The 21,250-nt window shown below is 42.4% G+C and carries 13 protein-coding genes; 11 read left to right on the top strand and 2 right to left on the bottom strand.

Annotated elements, in window-relative coordinates:
- A partial coding sequence (locus HMPREF2893_RS11265) for a SpaA isopeptide-forming pilin-related protein (protein WP_083312231.1) occupies window positions 1-2,595 on the bottom strand: 2,595 nt, incomplete at its 3' end.
- A gap of 417 nt (window positions 2,596-3,012) precedes the next feature.
- On the opposite strand from HMPREF2893_RS11265, the gene HMPREF2893_RS03810 reads away from it, so the two are divergent.
- The 4 genes from HMPREF2893_RS03810 (at window position 3,013) to HMPREF2893_RS03795 (ending at window position 6,004) form a co-directional block, all read left to right on the top strand.
- On the top strand, window positions 3,013-3,459 hold the full coding sequence (locus HMPREF2893_RS03810) for a dUTP diphosphatase (protein ID WP_042361437.1): 447 nt from the start codon (window positions 3,013-3,015) through the stop codon (window positions 3,457-3,459).
- Between the two features lies 1 nt (window position 3,460).
- Window positions 3,461-4,000: a histidine phosphatase family protein gene (locus HMPREF2893_RS03805; RefSeq protein ID WP_070674468.1), complete on the top strand. Its 540-nt coding sequence runs from the start codon at window positions 3,461-3,463 to the stop codon at window positions 3,998-4,000.
- 13 nt (window positions 4,001-4,013) lie between these two features.
- Window positions 4,014-5,372: a DNA repair protein RadA gene (gene radA, locus HMPREF2893_RS03800; RefSeq protein ID WP_083312230.1), complete on the top strand. Its 1,359-nt coding sequence runs from the start codon at window positions 4,014-4,016 to the stop codon at window positions 5,370-5,372.
- Between the two features lie 137 nt (window positions 5,373-5,509).
- Window positions 5,510-6,004 carry a beta-class carbonic anhydrase gene (locus HMPREF2893_RS03795; RefSeq protein WP_031575690.1) on the top strand — a complete coding sequence of 165 codons (495 nt, stop codon included), beginning with the start codon at window positions 5,510-5,512 and terminating at the stop codon, window positions 6,002-6,004.
- A gap of 368 nt (window positions 6,005-6,372) precedes the next feature.
- On the opposite strand, the gene HMPREF2893_RS03790 is transcribed toward HMPREF2893_RS03795, so the two are convergent.
- Window positions 6,373-10,260 carry a glycoside hydrolase family 66 protein gene (locus HMPREF2893_RS03790; RefSeq protein WP_070674462.1) on the bottom strand — a complete coding sequence of 1,296 codons (3,888 nt, stop codon included), beginning with the start codon at window positions 10,258-10,260 and terminating at the stop codon, window positions 6,373-6,375.
- Window positions 10,261-10,623: 363 nt separating this feature from the next.
- Between HMPREF2893_RS03790 and HMPREF2893_RS03785 the strand changes: the two genes are divergently transcribed.
- The 7 genes from HMPREF2893_RS03785 to HMPREF2893_RS03755 all read left to right on the top strand — a co-directional run.
- The gene (locus HMPREF2893_RS03785; protein ID WP_070674459.1) at window positions 10,624-11,490 is read left to right on the top strand and encodes an ABC transporter permease; all 867 of its coding nucleotides are present in this window, start codon (window positions 10,624-10,626) and stop codon (window positions 11,488-11,490) included.
- Complete coding sequence (locus HMPREF2893_RS03780; RefSeq protein WP_031575699.1) at window positions 11,487-12,251, top strand: ABC transporter ATP-binding protein; 765 nt, start codon at window positions 11,487-11,489, stop codon at window positions 12,249-12,251. The genes HMPREF2893_RS03785 and HMPREF2893_RS03780 overlap by 4 nt, the downstream gene beginning before the upstream one ends.
- Window positions 12,252-13,120: 869 nt before the next feature.
- Window positions 13,121-13,663, top strand: a complete 543-nt coding sequence (locus HMPREF2893_RS03775) for a hypothetical protein (protein ID WP_049473337.1) — start codon at window positions 13,121-13,123, stop codon at window positions 13,661-13,663.
- 203 nt (window positions 13,664-13,866) lie between these two features.
- Window positions 13,867-15,528 carry a ribonuclease J gene (locus tag HMPREF2893_RS03770; protein ID WP_070674456.1) on the top strand — a complete coding sequence of 554 codons (1,662 nt, stop codon included), beginning with the start codon at window positions 13,867-13,869 and terminating at the stop codon, window positions 15,526-15,528.
- 70 nt (window positions 15,529-15,598) lie between these two features.
- Window positions 15,599-16,381 carry an alpha/beta hydrolase gene (locus tag HMPREF2893_RS03765; RefSeq protein WP_070674453.1) on the top strand — a complete coding sequence of 261 codons (783 nt, stop codon included), beginning with the start codon at window positions 15,599-15,601 and terminating at the stop codon, window positions 16,379-16,381.
- 383 nt (window positions 16,382-16,764) lie between these two features.
- Window positions 16,765-18,222, top strand: a complete 1,458-nt coding sequence (gene gltX, locus HMPREF2893_RS03760; RefSeq protein ID WP_070674450.1) for a glutamate--tRNA ligase — start codon at window positions 16,765-16,767, stop codon at window positions 18,220-18,222.
- 234 nt (window positions 18,223-18,456) lie between these two features.
- Window positions 18,457-21,250: accessory Sec-dependent serine-rich glycoprotein adhesin (locus HMPREF2893_RS03755; RefSeq protein ID WP_148131913.1), on the top strand; the 2,794-nt coding region annotated here is incomplete at its 3' end.

Raw genomic sequence — 21,250 nt, 5'->3', positions numbered from 1 at the left:
TTCTTTCACCACATAATCTTTTGCTTCTAATCCTGTAAAGGTTACAAGACCATTCGCATCAGAAGTTGCAGTCGCTTGACCTGCACCATAAGGGTTCGATACAGGAGTCGTACCATCTGCCTCAAAGAGACCGAATACGGCACCAACAAGAGCTTTCCCTTCTTGGTTCACTTTATGCAATTGGATGCTGTAGAGTTTCAATTCAGGTTTGTCAACAGTCGGAGGAGTTGGTGGAATTGAAGTGAATGGTTTGTTGACCACTGTTCCTTTGTCTACGACGAGGTTAGTCGCAGCTTTCAACTCGCTAGTAGAAACTTTAATCACATCTGTTGATAGTTGATATCCTTCTGGAGCAGTAAGTTCTTTCACCACATAATCTTTTGCTTCTAATCCTATAAAGGTTACAAGACCTTTCTTACCTTCTTCATCTGATGAAGTAGCAGTTGCTTGTCCTTCTCCATAAGGGTTTGCTACAGGAGTCGTACCATCGGCTTCAAAGAGACCAAATACAGCACCTGCAAGAGCTTTCCCTTCTTGATTCACTTTGTGCAATTGGATGCTGTAGAGTTTCAATTCAGGTTTGTCAACCGTCGGAGGAGTTGGTGGAATGGAAGTTGTTACCAATTTGTTAGTGAATGACTTCTTATCACCATATGCCACAGAAGCTTTGAGTGTATTGCTTGCATCATCTTTTGTGACAGTTACGGTCGCATCAATACTTCCTTCATCGTAGGTCATTCCTTTTGTTTTGCTTTCAGGAATGACTTCTTTGATCGTGTAGTGGAAAGTTTTTCCTGCGTCCTCTGATGAATATGAAATGTCATCAAAGGTTACCGTACCATCTGCAGCATTTTGTTTTGTTTGAAGAACTTTTCCGGTTTCATCCAACAATTGGAAATTGAATTCGCCATTCTTCAATTCAGCACCTTCTAAAATCTTGCTAGCTGAAATTTTAGCTTTTGCTGGTTGAGGAGCCGTATAAGTATTTGAGAAGGTTTTATTGTCTGGATAAGCCACATCTGCTTTCAGGTTGTCGCCATCTTTTTTCACCTTAACAGTTACTTGTTTATCAGTCTTGTCATAGGTAATACCTGGGGTATTTCCAGCTACTTCCTTAACAGTGTATGTGTGTTCACCTTCTTCGGTGTACCCAATTGGTGCAAATGTTACTTTTCCGTTTTTGTTTGTAACAGTTTGAAGCTTGTTAGCACCCTCGTACAATTCAAAGCTGAATTCGCCATCTGTTAGATCACGTCCTGTAAGAGTTTTATCTAATTCGATGGTAGCTTTTGTTTCTTTTGGCTTATCTTTCGGATTCACAATCGTTTTCGTTACTGAATGATCAGCACCAAAATCTTCAACATTAACTACAGTATCAGCTTTTTTAATGATATGACCTGAAGGGGCTTCAATTTCAGTTAAGATATATTTATCTTTTAAGAGTTTTCCAACAGCAATATTTCCATTTTCGTCTGATTCAAACTCACCGATAACTTGATTATTAGCTTGACGAACAACTCTAAACTTAGCACCTTTAAGCGGTTGATTTGCATCGTCTACTTTATGAATATTGATTGAGTATACATAACCAACACCAGAACCACCAGCGACTTGAACTGCAGCAACGTTAGTTACATCTTTGCTCTCAATCTCTTTACCTTTAAGAGTTGCCTCGTTTTTCAAAAGTTCACCATCTACAGGTTCATAATTCAATTGTACTTTATAATCGATACGATATTGATCTTGATCAGTAATATCTCCTAAATCAATAACAAATGATTGTCCATCTTCACTGATTGTTATCTTGTGTTGATCAGTTACGTCGACGCGATTAGAGAATACCCACTCACCAGTTTCGTAAGAAAACTTACCTTTGATAACTTTGATACTATCTTTTACATAGGATGCATTCGTAAATCTCAAGTGATCTTCAATTGTTACACCCTTGATATTTTGTTTGTTACGATTGACAGAAATTGTGTATTGAACTTCTTTATGATTTCCGCTATTAACCCAGCTAGTCTTTGTTAAAAGTCTTGGGTTCCCATCACCAATCCCTTTAAAGGAAACTTTGCCGCCAATCTTTGTTTCCCCATTGACGGTTATTTCAACAGGAATCTCACCTTTTTGGGGATGTTTTTTAAAGTCAATACGCGCATAGAAGAAGAACGATCCATTTGTATCGGAATGTTTTTCAACATAATCTGTATAAGTTAATGTTAATCTTTTATTGGTAGCATCAACAGTAGCATGAGCGATAATTTCATTTGTGTTAATATCACGAATTTCAAAACTATCAGAAGTAATCATTAATGCATCTGGCACAGTAACCACCGTTTGGTCTCCTGCCTTAACATTTTTACCTGTTAAATCATATGTAGCATTAATACGGAACGTAGCCCACTGTTCTAAGTCCCAATTAAGATTGCCACCTTCATTACTGGTAACTTGGATATTTTTAATTGTATCCACGAATTTTCCGCTTACTGTCACTCCAGGAGTTTCTGCTGAAGTGCGATTCAGACCTAAAGCGAAAAGCATAGCCACTAAACAAAGGACAAATGAGAAAATTTTAATATTCCTATTCTTTTTCATTTTATCTTCCCTTTTCATAAAAAAATAGTGCCTAATCATCAATGCCTGATTACTCTTAAAGATCTGGATGTTTAAATCCAATCTGTTGGTAATAAGAATTGAATGCTGAGACACGACCTCCATAAAATAATTTTATAGGATAAAATATTTTACTTTTAAAATTATTCCCTACACAGGGAATTATAGCAAAAATAACGCTTATATTCAAGCTAAAAATAGCATTTTTTAGCACAAATTATATGTCATATCAGTCATGATAGTGTTTTATTTTCAGAAAAAACATGAAAACAATATATAACTTCCAGATTGAAGAGAATTCTTTTTAAAAATACGAATAGTAGTATAGAGGAGACGCTAGGGCGAAGTGATGGTATAATAGAAGAGATAGAAACTATTTAGAATGAAAGAGGAATCAGGATGACTAAAATTCGTGGATTTGAACTTGTATCAACCTATACCAATCAGGACTTGTTGCCAAAACGGGAGACAGCACACGCAGCTGGCTACGACTTAAAAGTGGCAGAACGCACGGTGATTGCTCCTGGGGAAATCGTCCTCGTTCCAACTGGGGTCAAGGCCTATATGCAACCGACTGAAGTGCTCTATCTCTATGACCGTTCTTCTAATCCTCGCAAAAAAGGCCTGGTCTTGATCAATTCTGTTGGGGTAATTGATGGGGATTACTATGGCAATCCAGGAAATGAAGGCCATATCTTTGCTCAGATGAAAAACATCACGGACCAAGAAGTCGTCCTTGAAGTCGGGGAACGTGTGGTCCAGGCTGTCTTTGCTCCTTTCTTAATTGCAGATGGAGATGAGGCGGATGGCGTGCGGACCGGTGGATTTGGGTCGACAGGGCACTAAGATGAAGATTATCTTTGTCCGTCATGGGGAGCCAGATTATAGTATGCTTGATAAACTTGAAGATCCGCAACTCTATAGTGGTTTTGGTCGTGATTTAGCACCATTGACAGGAAAAGGTCGCAGTCTGGCAAAAGAAGTTGCTAAAACTGCATGTTTTGGAAAGGCAGAGATTATTATTTCATCGTCTGTGACGAGGGCTTTAGAAACAGCACATTATATAGCAGTTGAAACAGGATTGGACTTGTTTGTGGAGCCGTTTTTTCATGAGTGGCGTTCAGACTTAGATGGCACTAACTCTGATTTAACCAGTGTATTGGTAGCTCATGAATATTATCTAAAACATCAAGGAGCTTTATCTGAAGATTCTCCTTATCGCTATGAAACTGATCTAGAGATGCGTCATCGTTTTTTAAGAGCTTTGGAAAAATATAAAAATTATAAAACTATTATCATTGTAACTCACGGAATGCTCATGCGCCAGTTTGTGCCAAATGAGAAGATTGATTTTTGCCAAGTGATTGAGTGTGAGATAGAGATTTAGAAAGAGGTTTATCATCGCTAAGAAAAAAACGACATTTATTTGTCAAAATTGTGCCTACAATTCACCCAAATACCTAGGACGCTGTCCAAACTGTGGAGCTTGGTCTTCCTTTGTGGAGGAAGTCGAAGTTGCAGAAGTCAAGAATGCGCGTGTGTCCTTGACAGGTGAGAAAACCAAGCCTATGAAATTGGCTGAAGTAACTTCTATTAAAGTCCATCGGACCAAGACAGAAATGGAGGAATTCAACCGCGTCCTTGGAGGTGGAGTGGTACCAGGAAGTCTGGTCCTCATCGGGGGAGATCCAGGGATAGGGAAATCAACCCTGCTCCTTCAAGTCTCGACCCAGTTGTCTCAAGTGGGAACGGTTCTCTATGTCAGTGGCGAGGAGTCTGCCCAGCAGATCAAACTCCGTGCAGAGCGATTGGGAGATATCGATAGCGAGTTTTACCTCTATGCTGAGACCAATATGCAGAGCGTGCGTACAGAGGTAGAGCGGATCCAACCTGACTTTCTTATCATCGATTCGATCCAGACCATTATGTCTCCTGAGATTTCAGGAGTACAAGGATCGGTTTCTCAGGTGCGAGAAGTGACGGCTGAACTCATGCAGCTGGCCAAGACCAATAACATCGCCATCTTCATCGTTGGCCATGTGACCAAGGAAGGAACCTTGGCGGGTCCGCGTATGTTGGAGCACATGGTGGATACGGTGCTCTACTTTGAGGGGGAACGCCACCATACCTTCCGAATTTTGAGGGCAGTCAAGAACCGCTTTGGCTCAACCAATGAGATCGGAATCTTTGAGATGCAATCAGGTGGCTTGGTCGAAGTCCTCAATCCGAGTCAAGTTTTCCTAGAAGAGCGTTTAGACGGTGCGACTGGTTCGTCCATCGTAGTGACCATGGAAGGGACACGTCCAATTCTTGCTGAAGTGCAGGCCTTGGTGACACCGACCATGTTTGGAAATGCCAAGCGGACGACAACGGGGCTTGATTTTAATCGAGCTAGTCTCATCATGGCAGTGCTAGAAAAACGAGCGGGTTTGCTCCTTCAAAATCAGGATGCCTACCTCAAGTCTGCAGGTGGTGTCAAGTTGGATGAGCCAGCTATCGACCTAGCCGTAGCCGTAGCCATTGCTTCCAGCTACAAGGACAAGCCAACCAACCCGCAAGAGTGTTTCGTTGGAGAGTTGGGCTTGACCGGAGAAGTCCGCAGAGTCAATCGGATCGAACAACGGATCAATGAAGCTGCTAAGCTCGGTTTCACCAAGATTTATGTGCCTAAAAATTCTCTGACGGGGATCACGACACCATCAGGTATCCAAGTGGTCGGTGTGAGTACACTGTCTGAAGTCTTGAAGAAAGTATTTTAATAGTTGAAAAGTCTTAAACGGGAAGTTTAAGGCTTTTTTTCAGATGTGACAGATGACAGGAGGTATCCCCTGACAGAAAGGATCGGATGTGGTAAAATAATAGATGATTTGAATTTCAAAGGAATAAAGGAGAGACCATGTCTTATTTTGATAATTTTTTAACAGCCAACCAAGCTTATGTGGCGCTACATGGAGACCTCCGTCTTCCGATTAAGCCCAAAACACAAGTCGCCATCGTGACCTGTATGGATTCCCGTCTTCACGTGGCGCCGGCACTAGGTCTGGCTCTTGGAGATGCCCATATTTTGCGGAATGCTGGAGGGCGCGTGACAGAGGACATGATCCGCTCCTTGGTCATCTCTCAGCAGCAGATGGGTACCCGTGAAATTGTGGTCTTGCACCATACAGACTGTGGCGCACAGACCTTTGAAAACGAAGGTTTCCGTCAGCATCTCAAGAAAGAACTGGGTGTGGATGTAGGAGATCGCGATTTTCTTCCCTTTCAAGATATTGAGGAGAGTGTCCGCGAGGATATGGAGCTTTTAAAGGCATCTCCTTTGATTCCAGAGGATGTCGTTATTTCGGGAGCTGTGTATGATGTGGATACTGGATTGATCTCAGAAGTGAAATGAATTCAGTAAGGTAGACATATTAAAAAGTTCTTCGTTAGCTTGTAAAAACATGCATATATATTATGAAATGTTTCAGAAATTATTCGATTAGTCGTTTCATTCTGTTACTAGTTTCATAGAATTTCCATTGACTTGAAGTGGAGAAAACAGTATACTAGTAAAGCAATTTGATCTTTCAAACTGCCGGCAACAAGGGGAATGAATCCACTTTGAATTGGAATACAGTAGGGTTTGGAGTGGTAGTACTTCACACCCTTATTGTCGTCAGTCACCCTCATAAAAGGGATCTAGACTCTGAATGAGTTGTATAAATATAAAAAAACTTCCTTGGAACAGAATTCCATAGGAAGTTTCTTTGTGTTTGGGATCTACTCTTGTTTCTTTTTGTAAGGGATAAGACTGGACAAACCTGCTAAGAGGCCAAGTCCAAGTAGGGCTAGCTGAGAGGTTTCTTCACCTGTTGCAGGTAGATGAGTTCCTTCTTGAGGGGTGTTAGGAACAACTTCAGGGAGTTCCTCTTTTTGGCTTGTTGTTTCAAGAGGTTTCTCCTCTTCTTTGTTAGAGAGAAGTGCTGATCCCTTTTCTTCATGAGCATCAGTCGTGTTTGCTTTTGTCACGGAAGGAAGAGGGCTGACTGTTTCTTCTTTTTCTGTTTCTGGGGATGGTTGTGGAGTAGGGATTTCTTTGACCTTGTAGGCAAAGATCAAGATGGTTGTTCCAACTTCTACCTTCCCAGTTTGTTCAGCTGCACCGATCCGTTCATAGATGTGGCCGTCGTAGGAGATTTCATCTGGTGCGCTAGCGACGTAATGGGTTCCATTGTCCACATTTGTTGCAATAGCAAGCTCTGGTTGCAATTCAGTGCTAGTATCTTGGATGACAAATCGCGCGATGACTGTTCCCGTAGCTAACTTGTAATCATAGATGACCGTTTTCATTCCCTTAGTGACTGTGCCACTTGGATCAGCAGAATCAGCACGGTGTCCAACTAGATGGTAGATACGACCATCTTTTGTGATTTCTGTTGGGGCCTCACTAGTGTACTTGGTGCCGAAATCTACCTCTGTAGCGAGGTCTTGCGCCTCTTGCAGATCAGTGTCGCCTCCCTCAGTGAGGAATCGTACTCTGACAGATCCTTTGGTGATGGCATAGGTAATAGCAGTATCAGCTGTTGGAGACTCAGGGCTTGGAAGAAGATAGCCTTTGGTCTCGTCAAGAGGATCCACAAGATTTAAGACTTGTCCATGAGCATCTTTTGGCTCTAATCCCTCCACGTAAGGAAGGGTATCGGTAGGAGATGCAATGGCGGTTGGATTTGTGGGATCATTTAGATAAGTGATCTCTTTTTGAGCATGGGCTGGTTCTTTACCAGTAGCATAGCTGATCCTATAGGCACCGACTGGGCGATAGATGACCGTATCTGTGATGTCTGCTGCATCAGCATGAATGCCAGTATGTTCTCCTGCTTTTGTCAGATCAGAAGAGACGGCATCAGTCGATTCTTCTGCTACGACAACATAGCCTTTTTTGACGGGATTTTCAAGAGCTACAAAGCTTGTGCCGTCTTGAGCTGTCCAGTCTTCAAGACTTGTCTCGCCTGTCACCAAATTGATGGTTCCTTTGCGAGCGAAATGAAGTCTGTCAGTTTGATCAGCTATTCCTGCAGACTGGCGGTTAGATCCATCCTGGTCCTCTGTCACATAGGTCACTGTACGGGTCACTGTTTCAGATAAATGATCCAGATCAGCAGTTGTTTGACCAGCTGGAGCTAGAGGAGTTGGATAGACACGACCCTCGCTGTCTCCTGGAACAACTTGACCGGCTTGGATGGGCTGTGTTGCAGAAAATTCTACAATTTTTGGTGCCAAGCGGACAATAAACTCTTGAACGCCATCTTCATTTATGTTGTTAGCGTCGCGGTCAAAGTTTGGTTGTCCGTCTGCATCGAAGCCATTCTCTACTAGTTCATAGCCTTTCTTCAAATAGTTGGCAATGGTTTCTTTTGTCGAGTAGTTGATCTTTTCACCTGTATGACCAACTAAATCACTGGAACGCTCTAGCTCAACTCCGTTTTCGTCTTGATAAAGAACATGAGCGGCTTCATTGAGTTTGACGTAGAGCATATCCCATACATCTAGACTCGGAACATCGATAGCAGCCATCCATTGGCCAGCTCCTCCGTCATAATAAACATTTGCGCTTGTTTCCCGGAGGTTGATGTTGTATTTTCCTTCAACAGCATCAGGTGTTGCCCAGTAAATGCTGGCGTGTTCAGCCTGGTCTTTTGTGATTTTTCCGAGTGGAACAAAAGCTTGAATATTGGTCAATTTTTCGGTTGTATTCACAGCGCTGTTCCATTTGTTTTCAGTGATGCCGACCAAATTGATCAAGTGAGCAATCCGATCACCTGTCTTGGTTTCTTTTGTAATGGTATAAACGGTTCCAGGTTGAACCCCGTCAGCATTATCCAGGTTGGATCCGATGAAGTTGCCGTTTACCAGTACATTTGTATTGTCTACAATCCGACGAGTATCATGTGCTAAGGTGTCGCGACCGCGGAGAAGTTCTTGGTAAGCAACGATGAATTCTTGGTAGTTGAATTCTGCATTGGCAAAGTCAGCATTGACTGGTAGGTTTTGATTGAGATACCATTCTGCTTGGATCACCCCAAAACCTTTAGCATCTTGAGAAGTATTGAGGGCTGCAGTCGTCATATGGTAACCACCGCTCGCTGCGATAATAGCATCTGTCAGCAATTCGTTGTCTTTGCTGAGGGCTGATGCATTTTTACCACGATGGGTATAGGCTGCGATGATAGGAGATTTCCCCTTGTATAAATCACGCATCCGTTCGGTAAGACGCGTCAAGGCTTGGTAGGTAGAGTCATAGGCAATGCTATCTCCCCAAACTTCCGCATAAGGTGCAGAGACATTGGTCTTACCTAGTCGATCAGCATCTCCAGTAGAGATATCGTTGATCATGAAGTCATAGCCTTCTTTTTTGAGGGCCTCTGTTGCAGCTGTGGCTAGTTCTGGATAGTGTTCGCTCAAAGAGAAGCCTTTTCCAGGTTCACTGACTTTTTCCACCCAGTTAGAGCCCATGGTATCCCCTTGCCATCCATCAAAATTCCCTTCTTTCATGGCTTTGGTCATGACTTCAATGATAAATTTTTGCCAATTTGGATCACCCGGATCGAGAAATTGTTGGATATCAGTCGCTGTGACATCACCCTTTTTACCGAAGTTGAAATGGTCTTGTAGATTGCGAACAATGGCACTGTTCACTTCATTTGGGACCCCTTCTTCGAGGGAAACTGCGTAAATCATGTTATACAGCATGGCTTTGGCACCAGTTGAATGAACATGAGCCACTAGCTCTTTGACTGCTTCTGTATCGATGACAGGCAAGTAGGACTTGCGCTTGTCAGGATCTGTTTCGCTATTTGGAATCAAGAAAGTCGCCCAATCTTGAGTGAAACGTTCAACATTTGCTGGGAATGGGTTAGCTGGCGTATTGTAAACGTCGTAGAAGAAGTAGTTGTTGATGTGCATATTGGCCAATTGGTCAATACTATTCTTGTAGCCTTCTACCTGATCATTGGTGATGGAGTTGTGATTGTCTTTTGAGCCGGCAACCACCCCATAACGTGGGTAGATCGTCCAGTCATCTTCAACAGCAAGACCCGCTGCCTTATGAAAGGCTTGGGAGCCATCTGCTTTCTTACCAAGGACATCAACGATAAATCCAGCATTAGGTGAAAAGATCGTATTTGGAATCGTCAGTTCGCCGCCTTCAACGTTTTTCTTTTCATAAATGACCTGATCTAAATGAGAGACAGTGACATCAGATGAAACCACTTCAGGGTTGTTGATGGAGATCCGGACGTCTTCCCCACTTTTATAAGTCGCTTTATCAAAGGTGACGTCGTTGGTGATTTTTGGAGTATTATAAGTAGTTGCTGGAGCTGCACTGACCGGTTGAGTGGCAGTAACAGTTGGTGTTGATTCCGATGGCGAAGACGTTGCTTCCGTCGTAGCACCTTCCTCACTAGTAGTGGTAGGAGTACTGGTGTTGGTTGCTGCTGGTTGAGCGGTTGCTGAAATCTCAGAAGTCGGATTGGTGTTGACCTCGTCAGCCATGGCAACAGAGCTTACCATCAAGGCTCCAAAAAGGGTAATCATAGAGACCAATGTCTTGTTGCGTTTGCGGAAATAGCCGTGCCCTTTTTCAGAGACACTATTTTTTTCTTGTTTCATTTTTTTCTCCCACATACAGTCTAAATAAGTAAATCAACGTTTCTACATTATTTGTTCATTTTATACCAAATAAGTATACGATTTTTCACTAGATAGTGTCAATTTTGGAAAGAAAGTGAATTGAATGTTTTCTTGAAAGTGCCAGAAAATAGCTTTAAATGTGAGTTTTTAAATATTGATATTTATATCCAAAAAAATATTTGCAAAAAAATGAACCGCAAAAATAGTTTAGTTCGTTTTTTTGACATAAAATTAAACAAAACACAAAGGTAAAAAATAAATGTAAGAAGAAGCATTAATTTCCTATAGGTTCTCCTCCCTATTTATGTTACAATTAAACTACTATTATCGAAGGGAGAAACTATGATTAATTCAATTGTTTCACAAGGTTTGATTTGGGCCATTTTAGGGTTAGGAATCTTTATGACGTTCCGAATTCTAGATTTTCCAGATATGACGACAGAAGGCTCCTTCCCGCTTGGAGGAGCGGTGGCGGTGACCTTGATTACTAAAGGGGTCAACCCGCTCCTTGCGACGCTGGCTGCTATTGGTGCAGGGTGTTTGGCGGGACTTGCGACGGGTCTTCTCTACACAAAAGGAAGAATCCCGACACTCTTGTCAGGGATCCTCGTAATGACGTCTTGTAACTCGGTTATTCTCTTTGTCATGCAGCGGGCTAATTTGGGACTTTTGGGCTATAAAAAATTACAGGAATTTCTTCCTTTTGCCAGTGGGTTCAATGAGATTCTGATTGGTTTGATTTTCGTAACGCTTGTGATCCTTGGTTTGATCTTCTTCTTGGATACACGCTTGGGTCAAGCCTATATTGCGACAGGGGACAATCCAGATATGGCCAAGAGCTTTGGGATCAACACCGACCGGATGGAATTGATGGGCTTGGTCATTTCAAATGGGATTATTGCTCTTTCTGGTGCACTGATGGCCCAGCAAGAAGGCTATGCGGATGCTTCACGTGGGATTGGTGTCATCGTTATTGGGCTTGCCAGCCTTATTATTGGAGAGGTGCTCTTTTCAAATGTCACTTTGACAGAGCGCTTGCTCAGTATTGCGATCGGATCGATCGCCTACCAATTTTTGATTTGGGCCGTGATTGCGCTTGGCATCAATACCAGCTATATTCGAATCTTCAGTGCCTTGATCTTGGCTATCTGCCTGATGATTCCAACCTTTAAGGGAAAAATCATGAAAGGAGCGAAACTCAGTAAATGACAGCAATTGTAGAATTAAAAAATGTAACCAAAGCCGTGAGCAATGGGATGAACGAAGAAAAAGTCATTCTGGATGATGTTTCCTTGGAAATTCGAGAGCATGATTTTATCACGATTTTGGGGGGTAATGGAGCTGGAAAATCAACCCTCTTTAATACCATTGCAGGGACGCTTCCGGTGAGCAGTGGGAAAATTTATATTTTGGGGGAAGATGTAACCAACTATTCTCCTGAAAAGAGAGCCAAGTACCTATCGCGGGTCTTTCAAGATCCTAAAATGGGGACAGCACCTCGCATGACAGTAGCGGAAAACCTCTTGGTAGCGAAGTTTCGTGGAGAAAAACGTGGTTTGATTCCGCGTCACTTGGCCAGCTATAAAGAAGAGTTTCAAACAGTCCTTGCTAAGATCGGCAATGGCTTGGAAAATCATATCGACACTGCTGTTGAGTTTCTATCAGGGGGGCAACGACAAGCCTTGAGTCTGTTGATGGCGACACTGAAACGTCCAGAACTCTTACTTTTAGACGAACACACTGCAGCCTTGGATCCAAAAACTAGTCAGGCCCTCATGACCTTGACCGATGAGTTTGTGAAACAAGATGCCCTCACAGCTCTTATGATCACTCACCATATGGAAGATGCTTTGAAATATGGAAATCGCTTGATTGTCATGAAAGACGGACACATCGTCCAAGACCTCAATCAAGAAGAAAAAGCCCAAATGACCATCGCAGACTACTATCAATTGTTTGAGAAAGAATAAGATACAAAGCCCGTAAAATGCAAAGTGAAAATAGGGAGTAGGACAGAAGCTATACGATTGTGGACGCTTCGTCGTCCTACCCCTACAAGGCTGATTAGAATTCTTCCGAGCTGATTAAGCGAGAGAAGAGTTCAATCAGCTACTGTGTTTTACCTAGAGGCTTCACTAAAATACAAACTCATTTTAGAAATGTTTCTCACGGCGGATAGTTTCAGAGTATGTTTGCATGAGTCTAATAGTAACGATCGATTTAATTTTTTAGTATTACTTAGGTTGTTTGATGTGGAAGTAGTTTGTCTACAGCTAAGTTAGAGACTTGCTCTCTAACTTTTTCTTTTCCTTAAATCATCTATAAAACCGCATAAAAATAGGAACTAGTTTCAGCCGAAATCGCTTGCAATTGCTTAGGGAGCTGAGTATAATATAGTTAGAAAGATGAAGAAGGGATTGATACCAATGCCTTATCGAGTTAAAATTTAGGTTACTTCGTTTTAGGCCTGTTTTGCTGATATCTGTTCATGCTCTTATCGTAAAAGAGCAGTCATGTCGTGTGTGTCGGATCGGTTGGACGGTCGGGCAAACCTGCTTAGTTTGTCCGGAGACATAAGAAAACGTGGAAATAGTAGGTAGAAGCTTTTTGTAAAGGTTTTCAAACTTCGATGCGTCCAGTCGAAAACTAATCATTTGGATTTAGGATAGCAAAGAAAACCTCTGGTATTTTACACAAATACTATTAAATGAAATCAACATCATAAACATTGTTTTGTTAGCCAAAAGGTTAATTGCACCAAGTCAGTGAAGCAGACCAGGCCTCTAGTCCCGTAAGACTGGAGGCCATTTTTATAAAATACTCAGGAGGAGGTGAGAGTATGGGATTGTCGTATGCGCAAGAATATAGTTGTCGGGACCATTTTCGGCAAAGAGCTTTTGAGCGCTTTGGCGTAGATGATCAGCACTTGAATAAGTGGATCAACCAACACCTCTCCTCCCTCTCTCCTTATGATAGTAATGTGGTTCAACCGGCTAATACAGAAGCTTATGTAGCCAGTGATGGCGTCATCTTTGTCTGCAATATCAAAAGTCGGGAGTTCATCACTTGCTTTAAGGCGGTCAATTACCAAGAATCTAAGGAAGAAGAGGAAGCTTATACGGATATTCACGAAAACAATGTCGCTTCCTTCAAAAAAGATGTAAACCACCTAGTCAATCGCTACCGACTCAAGGAAGCCAAAGAGCTGTTTGAAAACATTGGGGAGGACTTGGATGATTTTTATCGCCTGTCCCAAGCGGTCAAGAACGGCCAATTGAGCGAGCGAAATAGTAAGCGCCTAGAGGAATTGTTAGGCAAGTTTCATGTGATCAAGGCAGCCATGCGGATCATTGAAAATAAACGGGGAGATTACCATCTTTAGGGTCTTTTCCCCCTAAAAATAGGCGCCTAGAAGCCCTCTCATCTGAAATAGATGAGAGGACTTTTTTGCTGTGGAAAGCTTTTTGAAAAAAAGAGAAAAAAATTGTATAATAGAGTGGATATGCAAGTATTTGCAAAGCTGTAATTCGACTTGGGCGACCAAGGACCGTAAGTATTAAAATAATCACACTAAAGGAGACAACAGTGAGTAGTATTAAATTAGTCACTCTTGGCGGTGTTCGAGAAAATGGGAAAAATCTCTACGTTGCCGAAGTGAACGATTCAATTTTTGTCTTGGATGCAGGTTTGAAGTATCCAGAAAATGAGCAACTTGGGGTGGATGTCGTTATCCCCAACATGGATTATCTATTTGAAAACAAGGACCGCATTGCGGGTGTTTTCTTGACCCACGGTCATGCGGATGCCATTGGGGCCTTGCCTTATCTTTTGGCGGAAGCGAAAGTCCCTGTATTCGGGACAGAGTTAACCATTGAGTTAGCTAAACTTTTTGTAAAAAGCAATGACAGTGTGAAGAAATTCAACGACTTCCATGTCATCGATCAGAATTCTGAGATTGATTTTGGTGATGCCGTCGTCTCTTTCTTTCAAACAACCCACTCCATCCCTGAAAGTATCGGGATTGTGATTGGCACTCCTGAGGGCAATATCGTCTATACAGGAGACTTTAAATTTGACCAAACTGCTAGTGAGTCTTATGCGACGGACTTTGCTCGCCTAGCTGAGATTGGACGTGAGGGTGTGCTTGCCCTCCTGAGTGATTCGGCCAACGCAGATAGCAAGATGCAAGTTGCTAGTGAGCAAGAGGTGGGCGATGAAATCCTGGATACCATTGCGGACTGGGATGGTCGTGTCATCGTAGCGGCGGTAGCCAGCAACCTTTCTCGGATCCAGCAGGTCTTTGATGCTGCAGCTGGGACTGGCCGCCGGGTGGTCTTGACAGGGTTTGATGTGGAAAATATCGTCCGCACAGCCATCCGCTTGAATAAATTATCTCTTGCCAACGAAAAACTCTTGATCAAGCCAAAAGAAATGAGTCGTTTTGAGGACCATGAATTGATCATTTTGGAAACAGGCCGGATGGGTGAACCGATCAATGGTTTGCGTAAGATGTCGATTGGTCGTCACCGCTATGTGGAAATCAAAGATGGGGACTTGGTTTACATCGTCACAACGCCGTCTATTGCTAAAGAAGCTGTGGTGGCTCGTGTGGAAAACATGATCTACCAAGCAGGTGGCATTGTCAAATTGATCACGTCAAGCTTGCGCGTGTCTGGTCACGGAAACGCACGGGACTTGCAGTTGATGATCAACCTTCTTCGTCCTAAATATCTCTTCCCAATCCAAGGGGAATACCGTGAATTGGATGCCCATGCACGAGTGGCGATGGAAGTTGGTATTTTGCCTGAGAACATATTTATTCCAAAACGCGGAACGGTAATGGAGTACGAAAAGGGTGACTTCGTTCCTGCCGGTAGCGTCTCAGCAGGAGATGTCATGATCGATGGGAATGCCATTGGTGATGTGGGCAATATTGTCCTTCGTGACCGCAAGGTCTTGTCAGAAGACGGGATCTTTATCGTGGCGATCACGGTGAATCGCAAAGAGAAGAAAATTATTTCCAAAGCGCGCGTGCACACCCGTGGTTTTGTCTATGTCAAGAAGAGTCGGGATATTCTTCGTGAAAGTTGCGAATTGGTCAACCAAAGCGTTGAAGACTATTTGGCGCAAGACAGCTTTGACTGGGGTGAGTTAAAAGGTTTGGTACGCGACAACTTGTCTAAGTTCTTATTTGAACAAACCAAACGCCGTCCAGCCATCCTACCAGTCGTGATGGAAGTGAAATAATAGAAGAAATGGAAACGCTTGGCGGCCCGAGGCTTGCCGAGTGTTTTTAACAGTAGAAAGAGGAAATCAAATGGCAGTTATGCAGATTGAGTATTATTCAGAAGCCTTGAAGATGGAGTGGGGCGTGTCCGTCCTTTATCCTGATGCATCGCGCGTGGAAGATCCAGCGGATACGGATATTCCAGTCCTTTATCTCTTACACGGGATGAATGGCAACCACCACTCTTGGTTGAAGCGAACCAATGTGGAGCGCATTTTGCGAAATACCAATCTGATCGTGGTCCTACCTAATACCAATAATGGTTTTTACACAGATACCCAGTATGGTTACAACTACTACACAGCCATTGCGGAGGAATTGCCAGAGACTCTTTCTCGCTTCTTCCCTAATATGACCAAGAAACGGGAGAAGACCTTTATTGCTGGTCTATCCATGGGTGGCTATGGATCGATGCTCTTGGCTCTCAAGACCAATCGTTTCTCTCATGCGGCTAGTTTTTCTGGAGCACTTAGTTTTCACGATAGAGACTTTGAAAACAATGACTTGGAACAACCAGCTTTTTGGAAGGGAATTTTTGGAGAGATTGAGGATTGGACGTCCAGTCCCTATTCGCTAGAGACTGCTGCCAAGAAGTTTTCAGATAAGAAGACCAAACTCTGGATCTGGTGTGGGGAGCAGGATTTCCTTTATGAAGCCAATAATTTTGAAGTCAAGGAATTAGAAAAGTTAGGCTTGGATGTCACCTATACCCACAGCCCAGGTAAGCACGAATGGTTCTACTGGGAACGTGAGTTGGAGCACTTTTTACAAACCCTACCAATCGACTTTGAATTAGAAGAAAGACTAAGTTAAGATACAAAGGGCGTAGCGGATACAGTCAAAATAGGGAGTAGGACAGAAGCGATATCATTTATAAGCGCTTCGTCGTCGTACCCCCACAAGACTGATTAGGTATTCTTCTGAGCTTAGAAAGCGACAGAAGAATCCAATCAGCTACTGTGTCTTGAATTAATTGCTATTTAGCTTGCGTTTTTGACACAATCAGCAGCCCGTGTTCGTTTAATAAGATACAAATAGATTGGATATAAGTCGGAGCATTTGTTCTGGCTTTTTTTATATATAGGAAGAAAAGCTAGAAAGGCCACTTATTCATTTCAGTCCTGCTTTCTTTGTGGTATAATAGGAACGATTGAAAAATGAGCTAGAAATAGCGAACAAGATAAGAGGAGAGAAATATGGCAAAAGATATTCGTGTGCGTTATGCACCAAGTCCAACTGGACTACTACACATCGGAAATGCTCGTACAGCATTGTTTAACTACTTGTATGCACGCCACCATGGTGGAACCTTTATCATCCGTATCGAAGATACGGACCGCAAACGTCATGTCGAAGACGGAGAACGCTCACAACTTGAAAACCTTCGTTGGTTGGGCATGGACTGGGATGAAAGTCCTGAGACGCATGAAAACTACCGCCAGTCTGAACGTTTGGAACTCTATCAAACATACATTGACCAACTCTTGGCGGAAGGAAAAGCCTACAAATCTTACGTCACTGAAGAAGAGTTAGCGGCTGAACGTGAACGTCAAGAAGCAGCCGGTGAAACACCTCGCTACATCAACGAATACCTTGGAATGAGCGAAGAAGAAAAAGCAGCTTACGTTGCAGAACGTGAAGCTGCAGGGATTATCCCGACTGTTCGTTTGGCAGTGAATGAGTCAGGTATTTACAAGTGGCATGACATGGTCAAAGGTGATATCGAGTTTGAAGGTGGCAATATCGGTGGTGACTGGGTTATCCAAAAGAAAGATGGTTACCCAACATATAACTTTGCCGTTGTCATCGATGACCACGATATGCAAATCTCTCACGTCATCCGTGGAGATGACCATATTGCCAACACTCCAAAACAACTTATGGTTTATGAAGCGCTTGGATGGGAAGCACCTGAGTTTGGTCACATGACACTTATCATCAATTCTGAGACTGGTAAGAAGTTGTCTAAACGGGACACCAACACCCTTCAATTTATCGAAGATTACCGTAAGAAAGGGTACCTTCCAGAAGCAGTCTTTAACTTTATCGCCCTTCTTGGTTGGAACCCTGGTGGGGAAGATGAGATCTTCTCTCGCGAAGAACTTATCAAGCTCTTTGATGAAAACCGCCTTAGCAAGTCTCCAGCAGCCTTCGATCAGAAGAAACTTGACTGGATGAGCAATGACTATATCAAGAATGCGGATCTTGCGACCATCTTTGAAATGGCCAAACCATTCCTTGAAGCAGCAGGTCGTTTGACAGACAAGGCTGAGAAATTGGTGGAACTCTACAAACCACAAATGAAATCAGTGGACGAAATCGTTCCATTGACAGACCTCTTCTTTGCAGACTTCCCAGAATTGACGGAAGCTGAGCGAGAAGTCATGGCTGGTGAAACAGTGCCAACGGTACTTGAAGCCTTCAAAGCAAAACTTGAAGCCATGTCAGACGATGAGTTTGTGGCAGAAAATATCTTCCCACAAATCAAAGCGGTCCAAAAAGAAACTGGTATCAAAGGGAAGAACCTCTTCATGCCAATCCGTATCGCCGTTTCAGGTGAAATGCATGGTCCTGAATTGCCAGATACCATCTACTTGCTTGGACGTGAGAAATCCATCCAACACATTGAAAAAATGTTGGAAGAAATCAGATAATTATCAGAAAAACCCCTATTAAAAGGGGTTTTTTGTTTTAGCTCTAAAGTCGAAGTATTATAGGAGTTTATCAAAAAAATGCCCCGGTTTGACAAAAAAAGAACATGAAAACGGATTTCTTTATGTAAAGAAAAATTTTTTAAAAAAAATACTATAATTGAGGATAATTGCTTGAAATATTTCCAAAGTAGTCTATAATATAAAGGAAATAGAAAATGTATTAAGGAGACAGAAATGTTTTTTAAGCGTTCGAACGGTGAGTTCCGTGAAACGGATCGTGTGACTCGTTTTAAATTGATCAAGTCAGGTAAGAACTGGTTGCGTGCAGCAACTTCTAACTTTGGTCTTTTGAAAGTTATCCGCGGTCAGGTCGAAGAAACTGTAGTAGCTGAAGTTCGTGAAGATGAAGTATCAGCAACAGAAATGACAAGCCGAGGCTTGCTCAAAGGGATCGTAGCAGCAGGGGCTGTTCTTGGTGCAGCTACAGTAGCGAATACTGCTAAAGCTGATGAAACTGGATCAGCTGTAGCAACTGCATCTGAACTTTCAAGTGAAGCTCTTGCAGTGCAAGGAAGTACTGTACTTGGTACAACTTCAACTACTGAATCAACTACTGAATCTACAACAGAATCAGCAAGTGCATCTACATCAGCAAGCACTTCAACATCTGTAAGTGTCTCTGTATCTGAGTCAGCTTCATTGAGCGAACAAGGATCTGCAGAACTTTCAGCAGCTCTTAGCGAATCAGCTGTAGCAACTGCATCTGAAGCAACTTCAGAAACAACTACAACTGTATCTAAATCTGAAGACAAGGTTGTCTTAGAACAAAATTCTTCAGAAGCAGCCTTGTTGAACAAGATTGCAGGGGACTACTCAGCTACTGTTTCAGCTCCAGAAAAGAAAGCAGCACTTGATGCTGCCATCGCTAAAGTTCAAACAGAATTGACAGCAAGCAACAGCTTGATCAACGCGAATGCATCAGCTCAAGCTTATGCTGATCAACGCGAACGTTTGAGCAAGTCAGTAGATGACATGATGGCAACCTTGACTGCGGCAGGATTTACTGGTAACACAACAGTAAATGGTGCTCCAGCAGTTTATGCGCAATTGGATGCTATTGCTACATCAAGCACAAATCCATCTGGTGTTGCTGTAACTCCAGGAATGTCAGATCCAAACGGTGCGAGCCTTACAGATCGTACACAAGCGATCCCTTCAGGATACGCAGCTGACCCAACTTCAGGTCGTTTGACATTTGGTATTTGGAATCTTTCTTCATACAACCAACTTTACAACAAAAACTACTACATTACATTGTCTGTAGACAAGACAAATAGTGCATCAAATCCAAATGTATTTGTTCGTTTGGTTGATAAAACAACTGGTAGTGAAGTTGCGAATACAACATTGAGTAATGCTGTTGCCGCTAAAGAAATCAACCTTGGTGACCTTTCAAGTCAGAAATACTATCCATACCTTGTTTATAATGCTTCTACAGATGGAAATCCATCTAGTGTCGATATCATTATCAAGCACAATGAAGATTTGAATCCTAGTGGTTTTGATTACAAGACAGAGCAAGTCTATGACTACCTTACACCTGCTAACCAAGGTGAAAAGAAACCGAACGTTGAAATTGCTGTACCATCAACTAAGATGAATCAAACAACTCACTATAAAGTAGTTGATACAGCTTCATCGACTTATGATGCTTCTCGTTCAGATTCTGATGTAACAACTCAAAGCTACAAACCAACTGGTAATGAAACAGAACTTGCTTCATATACCCAAACAGGTATCCAAGGTCAAGATTATACTGCATCAAATCCTCGTGAATTTGTTGGTTATAAGTTGTACCAAGCAGCAGACGCTTCAACTATGTCTGGTGAATTAGGTAATACTGTAGGTACTAAATATGCCGAACTCAAGGGTGGTCGTCAACATTACTACGCAAAACGGATTCGTGAAGTAGTTGCCAACGATGGTTCAACAGTTACTAAGATTTATGTATTGGATCCATCTGCTGTTTCTACTTATAATGAATCAGTAATGGCAAATAACACTGATACAACAGGATATACACTTGTTTACACAACTCCAGTGATTAAACCAGGTGACAAGTATATTCCTGCAGCAACAAACATGGATGCTGATAAACGTCTCGTTTCAAGCAAGAACGGTGACTACCAATTGTCTGTTTCTCCATGGCACAATCCAGAAAAACCAAATGAAGGTTTAGTATATATCACAGGTTGGTATACAGCTGGTCATCACGGCGACGTAAATTATATGTTTACTGATGAACCTAAGGGTACAGCTAATGTTGTTGAAGGTGGTAACTCGCAAAATGTTATCGGTGGACGTACGAAATATGGTATCGATAAAGCAACAGGTAAGATTGTCACTGATTCTTTAGGTAATCCAGTGAAATCTACTGGTGGATTTGGTAACCAATACTCAATTCCAGATGCAAATGAAAAACCATCTGGTGATACGGTTCACTACTACCGTAAGTGGGATAATTCTGAGTCAGCTTCACACTCACAATCGCAATCTAACTCACAATCACTATCAGAATCAGAAATTGTGTCTAACTCACAATCTGTTTCACAATCACAATCAACATCTGAAAAGACTTCTAAATCAATTTCTGAATCTGCATCAGCATCGTTGAGCGAATCTACACGTGAATCAGCTTCAACATCAGCAAGTCAATCAGTATCATTGAGCACATCGGCTTCAACAAGTGCATCAACGTCAGCAAGTCAATCAGCATCATTGAGCACATCGGCTTCAACAAGTGCATCAACGTCAGCAAGTCAATCAGCATCATTGAGCACATCAGCTTCAGTAAGTGCATCAACAACTCAAAGCAACTCTGAATCAAATACTGAATCAGCGTCACAATCTATTTCAGAATCACGTTCTGAGTCAGCATCAATTTCATTATCTGAATCAGTATCATTGTCTGAATCATTGTCTGAATCAGCTTCAACATCAGCATCTGAATCAGCATCAACGTCAGCAA

Origin of the sequence: Streptococcus sp. HMSC072C09 (assembly GCF_001813105.1) — a bacterium.
GTDB lineage: Bacteria > Bacillota > Bacilli > Lactobacillales > Streptococcaceae > Streptococcus.
Note: the sequence above shows the minus strand (reverse complement) of the source record. Positions and strands in the feature narration are given on the sequence as shown.

Coding starts and splice junctions, on each gene's coding strand:
- HMPREF2893_RS03810 (WP_042361437.1), top strand. CDS start 3,013: ATGACTAAAATTCGTGGATTTGAACTTGTATCAACCTATACCAATCAG.
- HMPREF2893_RS03805 (WP_070674468.1), top strand. CDS start 3,461: ATGAAGATTATCTTTGTCCGTCATGGGGAGCCAGATTATAGTATGCTT.
- HMPREF2893_RS03795 (WP_031575690.1), top strand. CDS start 5,510: ATGTCTTATTTTGATAATTTTTTAACAGCCAACCAAGCTTATGTGGCG.
- HMPREF2893_RS03790 (WP_070674462.1), bottom strand. CDS start 10,260: ATGAAACAAGAAAAAAATAGTGTCTCTGAAAAAGGGCACGGCTATTTC.
- HMPREF2893_RS03785 (WP_070674459.1), top strand. CDS start 10,624: ATGATTAATTCAATTGTTTCACAAGGTTTGATTTGGGCCATTTTAGGG.
- HMPREF2893_RS03780 (WP_031575699.1), top strand. CDS start 11,487: ATGACAGCAATTGTAGAATTAAAAAATGTAACCAAAGCCGTGAGCAAT.
- HMPREF2893_RS03775 (WP_049473337.1), top strand. CDS start 13,121: ATGGGATTGTCGTATGCGCAAGAATATAGTTGTCGGGACCATTTTCGG.
- HMPREF2893_RS03765 (WP_070674453.1), top strand. CDS start 15,599: ATGGCAGTTATGCAGATTGAGTATTATTCAGAAGCCTTGAAGATGGAG.
- gltX (WP_070674450.1), top strand. CDS start 16,765: ATGGCAAAAGATATTCGTGTGCGTTATGCACCAAGTCCAACTGGACTA.